The organism is Pirellulaceae bacterium (assembly GCA_029243025.1).
Taxonomy (GTDB): Bacteria; Planctomycetota; Planctomycetia; order Pirellulales; family Pirellulaceae.
This window is the reverse complement of record JAQWSU010000045.1, coordinates 26351-37568: the sequence shown is the minus strand read 5'-3', so window position 1 is coordinate 37568 and position 11218 is coordinate 26351. Positions and strand designations below refer to the sequence as shown.

General features: G+C 51.7%; 6 protein-coding genes. 2 read left to right on the top strand and 4 right to left on the bottom strand.

Annotated features, from left to right (window positions below; translation table 11 throughout):
* Positions 1-41 precede the first annotated feature (41 nt).
* Together P8N76_19290 and P8N76_19285 are read right to left on the bottom strand one after the other, a co-directional pair.
* Positions 42-3749, bottom strand: coding sequence for an FG-GAP-like repeat-containing protein (locus P8N76_19290; GenBank protein ID MDG2383826.1), 3708 nt, complete (start codon positions 3747-3749; stop codon positions 42-44).
* 223 nt (positions 3750-3972) lie between these two features.
* Entirely contained in the window at positions 3973-4422 is a 450-nt protein-coding gene (locus P8N76_19285) for a universal stress protein (GenBank protein ID MDG2383825.1), read from the bottom strand.
* 295 nt (positions 4423-4717) lie between these two features.
* Between P8N76_19285 and P8N76_19280 the strand changes: the two genes are divergently transcribed.
* Positions 4718-5284: a hypothetical protein gene (locus tag P8N76_19280; GenBank protein ID MDG2383824.1), complete on the top strand. Its 567-nt coding sequence runs from the start codon at positions 4718-4720 to the stop codon at positions 5282-5284.
* 73 nt (positions 5285-5357) lie between these two features.
* Here P8N76_19280 and P8N76_19275 read toward each other — a convergent pair whose 3' ends face one another.
* Both P8N76_19275 and P8N76_19270 read right to left on the bottom strand, forming a co-directional pair.
* The gene (locus tag P8N76_19275; GenBank protein MDG2383823.1) at positions 5358-7667 is read right to left on the bottom strand and encodes a response regulator; all 2310 of its coding nucleotides are present in this window, start codon (positions 7665-7667) and stop codon (positions 5358-5360) included.
* Positions 7642-8127: a hypothetical protein gene (locus P8N76_19270; protein ID MDG2383822.1), complete on the bottom strand. Its 486-nt coding sequence runs from the start codon at positions 8125-8127 to the stop codon at positions 7642-7644. Before P8N76_19270 ends, P8N76_19275 begins: the two co-directional genes overlap by 26 nt.
* A 1217-nt stretch (positions 8128-9344) precedes the next feature.
* Here P8N76_19270 and P8N76_19265 point away from each other — a divergent pair.
* Complete coding sequence (locus P8N76_19265) at positions 9345-10901, top strand: alginate lyase family protein (protein ID MDG2383821.1); 1557 nt, start codon at positions 9345-9347, stop codon at positions 10899-10901.
* Positions 10902-11218 lie beyond the last annotated feature (317 nt).

Sequence of the window (11218 nt, the reverse complement as noted above, 5' to 3'; positions counted from 1 at the left end):
CACGAGCAATACTCGTGGATCACATTCACTGACAATCCAAGCTAAGGTTTAGAAGAGTTAACACGCACGTGCGAGATTCTGTACATCGACTTCGCCTCATCGATTTCTGTTCGTGTTGCCTCTCCATTCGGCCAGATAACCTCGACTGCGTCAAGTTGTTTTCCGTTCAAGCCGAAGGAAAGTGCAGAATTGGATTGCGAAAGATAACTGCCGCCTGCTGCGACTTCGGCCGTCTGTGTCGATCCGTCGTCAAGAATCACGGTCACTCGAGCACCAATTGCCTGGGAATTGCCCGAATCGGCTTCGAGTTGGAGTTGAAAGATGTCCGATGTCAAACGTTTCGAACGAATAAAACTAATTGGTTGACTATCGTGCAGGCCGACAATCAAATCTTGGCGACCGTCTTGGTTTAAATCCGCCATGGCGAGAGATTTTGCATCGCCGGCGACAACCGTTCCGCTTTCGATTCCTGGGACAGGCTGAAAGCTGCCTTTCCCGTCCCCTCGTAACAACTGGCTGATGCCGCCATCCATGTTTCCGGTTTCCGGTTGTGGACCGTAGAAGTTATGGACCAAGTACACATCTGGGGCCGCATCCCCGTTGAATTCGCTGATGACGACACCGAAGGCGGGGGCAATTTGCGCAATCCGTGGCAGTGGTTGAAAGGTGAAGTGTCCGGCGCCATCATTCAGCAAAACGCCTGATTCAAGCAGATTCGCGGCAAATCGGGTGGCTTCATTCAGGCATTCGGAGCTGTACAGGTCGGCCAAATCGGCGGCAGCAAACGCGCGATAAGTTGAAAATTTCTTACTGAGAAATGGCATGGCGTGTGTCGAGCAGCTTTTTCCTCGGATTGGAAATAGCGTTTCCGCTTCAAATTCGGCTTCGATCAGTCGCTTTCGCCCTGATTTTTCGAAGTCGCCGAAGTAGAGGAGGGCCGGATGGTCGGGTTTCGCATGATATTTCGTATTGAGCCCGAAATTGGTGACGACGTAATCGATGTCGCGATCCCCGTCCAAATCACGACCGGCAATTCCGTTCCACCAGCCGAGTAATGGACTGAGGCCTGCTGTTTTCGATTGGTCTTGGAGTTGACCGTTCACATTGCGAAACAGGCGAATGGGGCCCCATTCGTAGGTCAGTAGCAGGTCGGTCCAACTGTCTCCGTCGGTATCCGACCAAAGCGCGCTGGTGACCATTCCGGCCGACCGCAAGCCAGGGGGCGTGATTTCTTGGAAGGTTCCCCCTTGATTCAGTAGCAGTCGACTTCGCGGTGCGAGCGGATACTGACCGGGGATGAGTCGGCCTCCCACAAAGAGGTCGAGATCACCGTCGCGATCAAAGTCGCATGCCGTCACGACACCGGAGCTCTCGGATTGTGACGGCAACACATTGCTTGCTGCGCGCGTAAGCATCCCCTTGCCGTCATTTAAATAAAGGCGATCTTCGAAGCGAGCAGGGTGATCGATTGCCTCAACGCCTCCACTGGCGACATAGAGATCCAGGTCGTCATCCTGGTCGATATCAACCCACAGTGCGCCCATATCCTCTGACATGGCATCTCGCTCTAGAGCGGGCTGAGATGAGGCCGAGAAACCATCTCCTTGTCGGTTGAACAGTACGCGGCCTGCTTGTCCGGTTCCTCCACCGAAAAATGCATCATCGTCGCCATCGTCATCGATATCTCCCCATGCCATGCCCGGACCAAACTGGGACAGGCGGTTCGGTAGTAAAGGTTGTTGGTTGAAATCATCGAACTCCGGATCAACATGGGGAAATGCGTTGAGCCGTCCATCCGCAACAAACAGGGGTTGTGTTTGATTGTTATCTGATCGCTGTGGCGACTGACTTTCCGTCAGTTTGGCCTGGTCTTCGCGGATTTCATACATCCCGGGCGCGAGATTTTGCAATGATTGTTGAGCGCCACTAGGCCAGCGGACTGTAACTTGACGAATCCGTTTCAGGTTGCCGACGCCAAAATGGACGGTTGATTCGTTGCAGGAAAGAAAACCGGTCATCGGTTGTAGTTGTCTCAGTTGCACGCCTTCCGCCGTTTCCAAACGGACTTCGGCACCGATTCCACTTCGATTGCTCACTGAACCGACCAGCTTCAACCGTATTGACTTCTGCTTTGCCTGGTTTTGATAGACGCTCACGGGTTCATCAAGATTCACAACGATCAAATCGAGATCACCGTCCTGGTCTAAATCCCCATAGGCAGCACCGTAGCTGACTCCGACATGATCGAGGCCCCAAGCTTGACTCACATCCTCAAAATCAAGTTGGCCTCGGTTTCGGAAAGCGAGGTTCTGTTCGCGTCGTGGAGGCGTATTCTTGAAGATGTCCCAGATCGTACGGCCGATTAGCATACTGTCATCAAAGGGAATATCGGAATCGTTAAAGCTGCGAATAATTCCATTGCCGATAAACACATCGACCCAACCATCGTTGTCGAAATCGGCCAGTTTAGCCGCCCATGACCAATCCGTATTTGCCAATCCGGCCATGAAAGCCGCTTCTTGAAAGCGGCCTGTGCCGGTGTTGATGAAGAGCGAGTTGCGCATGTACTGTGCGGGTGGGCCGGCAACTTCACGCAGTTTTGCCGCATTCATCGCGCCCATCGTAGTTTTTTGCTTGAAGTGATTCGTTGCTGACATATCCACCACAAACAGGTCGAGGCGTCCGTCATTATTTAGGTCAGCCGCATCAGATCCCATTGAAAACCAAGGTGTGTGCGGAACGGCGTTTTCGAGTGTATTTTGAAAAGTTCCGTCGCCGTTGTTGTGATACAACACATCTGGGTCGTCAAAGTCGTTGCACACATAGAGATCTGGCCAGCCATCCTCGTTGTAGTCCCACCAGGTCGCTGACAAGCCAAAGCCGGATCCTGTAATGCCTGCCTCGTCGGTGACTTCGACGAATGATCCGTTGCCATTGTTACGGAACAGACGATCCTTTCGGCCGTAACTGTCTAGTTTGAACTTGCTGCGGCCGTTTTCTCCCCGTTGACGTTTGAGAGCATAGTATTTGTCGTATTTGGGTAAGACATAAGGCATGCCGTTGTTCATGCCTACCGGGGATTCGGTGGGACGGCCACCTTCGCGGTAGTAACGCAACGTCACGATGTACAAGTCCAAATCGCCATCGCAATCGTAGTCGCAAAAAGCGGGAACGAGCGATGCATCGGCCACACCGAGCCCGAATGGTTCAGCTTGTTCGGTGAATTGCCCATTGCCTTGATTGATGAAAAGTTGATTGTTTGTCGCATAATTGCAGACATAAATATCGAGATCGCCATCGTTGTCGATGTCGATTAAGTTGGCACCGGCACCCCAGGCAGTGCCACCGCCTACGCCCGCTTTCTCGGTAGCATCTTCAAACTTGAAATTTGCCGTCTGCAGGTAGAGTCGGTTCGAGTCTGGACCGCTCGTGAAAAATAGGTCCGGGCGCTGATCACCGTTTAGATCGCCGATCGCCACGCCGCCTGATACAAATCCTGAATGATAGAGACGGCTCATTGGGTGATTGGGGTCAGCGCGATTTGTGAAGTCGATGCCGGTCTCGGATTCGGGCAAGCGACGAAAGAGAGAGTTGGACGAGGTTGGTTTCGGGGAGGGCACGGTCGGTGTCACGGTCGCTGGCTGGGCGGGAGCCGAGGTCGTTTCGGCGGGGGCCGACCCGGTTGGTTGGCAGCCCGAAACAAGCGACGAAACGATCAGCATCATGGAAACACGAAGGCAACATCGCATTTTCAGGGCCAGCTCCCGCATGAGTGAATAGCTCGAACCAATCCCTCATTCTACGATAAGAAGCCGGTTCGGAGCGCCCTTTTCGATCAAAAACGGCGCGAGGTGGCCCAAATTCAACGTAAGAAGCGGTCAAGACAACGCTTCGATCGAACTTGGAACGATTGGCAGGTACGGGATTTGTTGGAGAGGTAGATCAAAGATCCTTGCAGACTCGATCGATTCTCTATCCCCGCGTGGGGACGACAACGACAGGGGAGGGGCTGTGGCGAACGATTCCCTCACTGATACTGCCCAGCACGGCTCGGAAGAGGCCACCGTGGCCGTGTGAACCAACGATGATCAGATCGGCCTTGTCCGTTTTGGCTTTCTCGAGAATGGTTTCGACAACCGTCCCCTGCAAGCAGTGCGTTTGAACGACCACTTGGTGTGCCGTTATTGATTCAGCCAGCTGTTGCAACTGGCGATGTTCGTCATTTAAGTCGTGAGCCACCTGATCCCTCACGGTTTGCGGACCGGGGCCGTAGCCGACGAAATCCGGATCGGAATTTGATACATGGACCAAAATCAGCTCCGCATGGTGTGCCTTGGCGATTGAAATTGCCCACTGAATTACCGAATCGCTTTTGTCCGAAAAGTCGATGGCAACCAACGCTCGTTGAATTTCATTCATCATCGCCCCACGCAGAAGATTTTTGGGGTTTTTCGCAGATCCCGTGCACTATCCGCGATTTTCCGATCGCAAGATCATTCGGTCAATCGGTTGAGGATCACCAGCCGAGCCATTCGACGCGGGCATTCGGCAAGGAGCTCATCACCGGAGGACTTAATATGGCTTAGCGCGATAATTAGAGCAAGTCAAAATCTTCGTGGCCGGGTTCGTCGGCTTCCTCTTGTGAGATACAATCGCGAAGGTGAAACGTCTCTCGTGAGGCGGGATTCTTGCTTGATGAGTGAAGGAAAGGGGAGCAATGGATAATCAAGATTCGCTGGCAAAACGAGGTCGAACGCTGGAAGATGAATTTTTCCATCGCGTTGACCAAAAGCTCGCCGAAGAGATTCGAGCCAAAATGGCTGCTGAGAATGAAAGAAAACAGCTTGAGCAAACTTGTGGGCTCCGCGATACGGCGTTGCTGGAGGCAATCGTGGCGTTGGGTATTGGCGTCGAAACGATGGTGGGACTTTCACTCGTACCGTTGGTTCAAGTCGCCTGGGCGGATGGGGTGATTGATCGGCGAGAACGCGATGCGGTGCTGAAAGCGGCTGATACGAGTGACTGCCCAGTGGGATCGGCAGCCTACCAGCTGCTCGATCATTGGTTGGCAGAGAAACCTCCTGCCTCTCTGTTCGAAGCATGGAAGTATTACATTTCCGCCTTGAAGGGGTCGATGCCACCAGAGAATTGGGACAAGCTTCGAGATGAAATCGTGAGCCATACTCGCAAAGTGGCTACGGCTGCTGGCGGAATCTTGGGAATCGGCTCCATCTCGAAGCAAGAGGATGCGGTTTTCGCAGAGGTCAAATCCGCCTTTGAATAGATGGGCAACCGCGTTGACCTAGGTCGGGAGAATCCCGACCTGGTTGGCCGGAGCTTGGAAGTGCTGAGTCGGATCAGGCCGTTTCATGCGTTAAGAGAGCGTCGAGAGTTGCAAATAGCGATTCCGGCTCGATGGGTTTCGACAGATAGGCATCCATGCCGGCTTCCAGAAATCGCTGGTCATCCCCACTCATCGCGTGTGCGGTTAACGCAACGATTGGTGTATGCCGGCCAAAACTCATCTCGCCTGTTCGAATCGCCTGAGTGGCGACAAGACCGTCCATTTCGGGCATCTGCACATCCATCAGGATAATGTCGAATTCGTACTCCTCGAGCAACTTTAGTACTTTGTAGCCGTCGTGTGCCAGCTTGACCGTGTACCCTTTTCGTTCCAGAAAGCTTTTTACCACAGCCCGATTTACCGGATCGTCATCGGCAACCAGTACGTGAGTCTTTGAATTCAAAAGTGAATCGATGTTCGTCTCTAATAAGTTTGGCTTAGAAAGTGACTCGAAGGTCGTTTTGAAAGACGGTTGAAGGTCGATCGGTTGTTCACTGAGTTCGTGACGGACAATGGTTAACAAGTCGCGGCGCCGAATTGGTTTTACACAGATGTGTGAATTATCGAGGCCATGGCTCTTGGCTTGCCGGCGAGACTCCGAATCAGATTGAATCATGTAAATCACACGCTGATGTAGCCCTGGACAGTTTTGCAAATGTCGAGAGAGATAATGACCATCTTTTTCATCGCAACCTGCGTCCATCAGGATGAGCGCGAATCGAGGCGCCTGATTCTCATGAAGGAGCTCCAAGGCAGCTTCTCGATTTTCTGCAATTTTTGGGACCATGCCCCATTCGATAAGTTGACTCTGAAGCGATTCGCGTGTCGATATGTTTTCATCAATAATCAACGCAGGCACATCGCGGAGACACTCGACGAAAGGGCTCGGCTCGGTCTCCTCACTGCTAACGGGAAACGTTGCTTCAAAGCCAAACGTGCTGCCGACACCCGGGCAACTTTCCACAAAAACGTGCCCCCCCATTAGCTCGACGAGTTTCTTGGTAATGGAAAGTCCCAGACCTGCACTTCCGTATTTGCGTGGAGCGGCAGCGCCTGTCTGCAAGAATACGTCAAAAATGTCGCCCTGTTTTTCAATTGGAATACCGATTCCCGTATCGGTGACGGTAACCCGCAGGGTAACTCCTTCGTCCGATTCGGCTTGCTTTTGTACGGCGAGTCTTATTTCGCCATCGGGGGTAAACTTAATGGCATTGCCAACCAGATTGATAATGATCCGATTGATTCGGTCGACGTCACCAATCAGCTTGTCAGGCACATCATTCTCAATGAATTGGCAAAGCTCAAGATCTTTTTCATGTGCAAGAACGGCCAAGGTGGCCAAGACATCATCAAGTTCGTCTCGTAATTGGAATTCCCCGCAGGATAGCTGGACTTGACCAGCCTCGATCATGGAAAAGTCCAGAATCTGATTGATAATCTTTAGCAAAAAGAGCGCCGACTTTCTCGCGGTGGTTAGGTGCTCACGCTGTTCAGGATCGAGCTCAGTGTCCAATGCAAGGCGAGTCATACCGATGACACCGCTCAATGGAGTCCGTAATTCGTGGCTGATGTTCGCCATGAATTCGTTCTTCATGCGATCTAATTCCTTCAACTCCTCATTCTGTCGTGACAGATCTTGATAGGAGACCTTCAACTTGCGTCGCATGCGATCGAGCGAACTTGCAAGTCGGCCGATCTCATCATGACGTTCGTTCTGAATCGCAGCGTCGAAATTACCCTCTCCAATGAGTTGGGCTTTTTGATCTAAATGTTCTAACGGTTTGACGACTTCGGTTCGTAAACGAGTAACGAGCAACACAGCGATCGCTGCGACAGCCACGAAGATCGAGATTCTCGACAACTTGACGCGGTTGTCGACAAATCGGTTAAATCGATCCGGTGAGATTCCGATCGTGACTCTGCCTAGCTGCGTCGGGTGATCGCCGGTTGATTCGATGTTTGCGGAGTACTCATACCGACTGCCTTCTACCCCAGTGTCTTGCATTCCCGTTGCATAAGATTCGGAAATCACACGACCGTCGGACCGAGTTACCCGAACAAATACGATCTCGCTCTTTCCATGAACGAGCAATTCGCCATAGTTGTCGATGATCGGATAGTCCTTGGTCAGAATGGCTTCGACACAAGTTGCAGACGCAACATCAGCCAGATTCTGTCCCCATTGATCGAGTTGTTCTTGCAGACTTTGCTCTTCACTCTCGAGCATAACTGCCGACCAGACGATCCCGACGGCTGAAATAATGAGCAAGATACTTACCGTGAGCCGAGTCGCCAGACTACGGTGATACCAGTTCTTTGTCACCTTTGTTCTCGCTGGAAAAAGCTTGGGACTTTGCCATGCCATCACGCACGAGTTGATCGTCTTTGTCACCTGCTGATAAGAATCCGGATGACTTTAGATCCGTCAGCGTCTGGGCGTTTTCAAACTTATGTACAACACGTCGTTGGTTGTCGGTGTTCATCTTAAGACTGACTTCAAGCTGATTGATTGCCGGATTAAACGGTTTAAATATTCCGGTCGCTTTATCGGTTGGGTAGAGACCGAACGTGCTGGCCGAAACGTCTTGTCGAGTCAGATTCCCTGTCTCGACCGCGGGAGACTTGTTGGAATGGATTGCGATGGTTGGAATGCTTCGAATGTTTGGATCGCTTGAGTGAGAGGACGAACAGGCAATCAAGAAAGGCAGTCCCATCAGGAGGCATGCATAGAGGATCGCAGAGGATGATCTGATCTGAGCTGTGCTTGTTTTTGCTCCGATCATTGTTGCGGTCTTTCCTCTGTGGATTTGAATCGATTTTCGGTTGGGAGTCCCGTTCACCGCGTGGCAATCATTTTCCCGTCAGCAAATGAGAAGGCCTTTCACCGCTCTTTATTTACTCAACCCGCCCTCGTGAGCATAGCTCATACAACGATGTCAGGACGTTCTATCGGTCTGCTTGGGTTGGCAATTGGGTCTTCACGGTGACTCGTCTTGAATTCAACGGATGTGCCACAACTCTCCCGGCGTTGCGATATGACTTTAACCTCGGGACAGTCGGGATTCGTTTGAGATAGGCGGGGATTTGCTGCCGGAAATCGTTAGAAATGACAATGCGATTTCAATCGTTATAAAGCGATCCCGATGAATGACTTCTTGGTCTGAATCGGCACGGATCAGGCAATTCACTCGCTCAGTCCACCGAGGTGTGCCGTTGCCGCCATCGATGGGACTGAGAGATTGATACCACTGACGAGATAATCTGCGAGACGCGTTTTCGTGTGTGCTGACCTTGCGACGATTTGCCAGGTCCGCTTGTTGTTGTGCTGCGGTGTTAACGTTGCGACGTGGTCGATCATCGTGGTTTTAACAGTGCGAGTCGAATGGAGAGGATTTTGTTTGCTCGGATTTCATGGCTTGGCCCGGCATGATTGCCACGGTGGCATGTTCGTCGTCGGCCTACCCGAACGATCGTTGCGGCAAGTTCGATGGATTGCCAATGCCTGGCTGTTGCGAGGATGTAGATGCGTCCCGCTCAGCATGGTTGCCAATGCCCGCAAAGGGGGGGGGCGTGATGAACAGGTTTTTTTGCAATGCAAAATTTGGATTTTTCGGTCATGATGACGAATTACCGCCGCTGCGATGTGAAGGCTTTGTCGCACGATGAATGTTTCATGGATGGGAGATGAGTTTGGGTCGCTCATGCGAATGTTTTTTTGGGTTTTTAGTAATCAATTGGTTGTCGTAGCAAGGGCGGTGGCTTGCAGGATATAGCTGACCTTGATCGTTGATTTGGTTGATAACAAATCGATACAGGATTGGATTTGTCACAGAGTCTTTACATGGGATGGATTCGCGGTCATTTGCCGGTGTTATTTATGCCTGTTCTAGTTTTGACAGGCAGACTGTCTGCAAGTTGTGAATTGCGCTGAGGCTGTCGTTTCAACGTTTGCGAGTCCAAAGTAGTGAGGATATGATTGGATTCGAAAGTGAGAATGTTCATGCGTGAATTAAAGCGATTTAGCCGGGGCCTACTCTTGGCAGGCTTGTTATTTCTGTTCGCAAGCCATCTTCAGACGAATGGTGTTTTGCGGGCATCAGAGGGGGGCGAGGCCAGGTCATTTCTCGTCAGTCTTGACCATCTGGATTTGATTAAGCAAGCCTGGTTGAGAGGCGATCCGAGCGTGAAGTCGGATGTTGATAGAGTGATTTCGCGAGCGAACAAAGCGTTGACGTTGGGGCCGTATAGCGTTGTGAACACTCCGGAGGTTGCGCCGTCTGGTGATCCGCACGATTTATTAAGTTACGGATATTATTCCTGGCCGAATCCGAATACGGCCGATGGAACGCCGTGGATTCGCCGCGACGGGCATGGTAATCCTGATAGTCATTTAGATTGGGATCAGTTTTATGGGCTGGCTCGGGCCGTCGAACCGTTATCAGTTGCCTATTATTTAACAGGCGATGAAAGGTATGGAGGGAAAATGGCTTCTCTGTTCAGGACATGGTTTCTGGATGAAGAAACACGAATGAATCCCCGCGACTTGTACTCGAGTGTGATCCCAGGGCGTAGTCCGGGGTCATTCGCTACGCCCGGTTTTGGTAACGCGTTGGGGGGGCGGCGGATGATTGATGCGATGGGAATTGTTGAAGCTTCGCCTAGCTGGACAGAGACTGACGAAGCCGGTTTGAAACAATGGACTCGCGATTTCACCGTTTGGGCTGAAACCGATCGTTTCGGCGAAGTGCAAAGAAACGAGCCTTCGAATCACGGTACGAACTATGATTTCATGTTCACAGCTTTTGGGCTCTATAACGGCGATATTGCCTCGGCCGAAAAGAATTACCTGAATTATGTCAACGATCGTATGCTGGGACAAATCGCAGAAGATGGATCGAATCCTTTGGAAATGTTGCGTGCGAACAATCGCTTGTATCACCGCTACAATCTTAACCGTGCGATGGAGTTGGCTGCTGTAGGACGAGGACTCGGTGGCGTCGACCTGTTCGACTACGAAACAGAGGACGGGCGTAGCTTACGGTTGGCGTTGGATTATTTTTTGCCTTATATGCTCGGTGATAAAGAGTGGGATCAATGGCCAGGCGAAGAGTTTCCCTTGGAACTGTCAACCTATTACATGGTCCTGAGAAGCGCGGCTGTTTATTTCGCCGATCCGACCTTACTCGAACAGGCCAACCGTCTTCCTTTCCGCTCGATGGGGTTCATCAACGTGACGCACCCTGAATCGGCTGTCTACGCTTCCATCTGGACTGGTGATGCTAATGTCGACGGGGAATTTACGAGTGAAGACCTTGTGATGGTGTTGCAGGCGGGTAAGTATGGCGAGGCTGTTAATGCGGGATGGGCGGATGGCGATTGGAACCAAGATCGCCGCTTTGACTCAACGGATCTGATCAACGCCTTTGCCGAAGGGGGATACGAACAAGGACCGTTCAAGTTGAAGTCTCCCCGAGTTGTGCCCGAGCCATCGACGTTGAGTGTCCTTGGCTTGGCGTTGCTCTGTATCTTCTCGTTTCGCAAGGCCGTTTTTGTGTGACCTCTCTTTGCTGGCGAACGCATTGAGACACGCTGTCGGTGCCGCTATTAGGCGAAGCAGGCGAATAGCAAAGCGGTTATCAAGCAAACCATCGCGATCCAGCGACTCATATTGCCGGCAAGTGGATCGCTTCGTTGGGTGATATTCATCAAACTTCTCCTCTTGATGGTAGCTTTTTACGTCCTTACGCAGTGACAATTGGTGTGTCGTTTTTGAGACAAGGCCGTTGGCTCGCAGGCGTCTACCCGGGACCCACTCGAAGCTGTGTTGTGTCGCACGTGCACACCGTACTTGTTTGTCCTCGCTTTTTGAATACT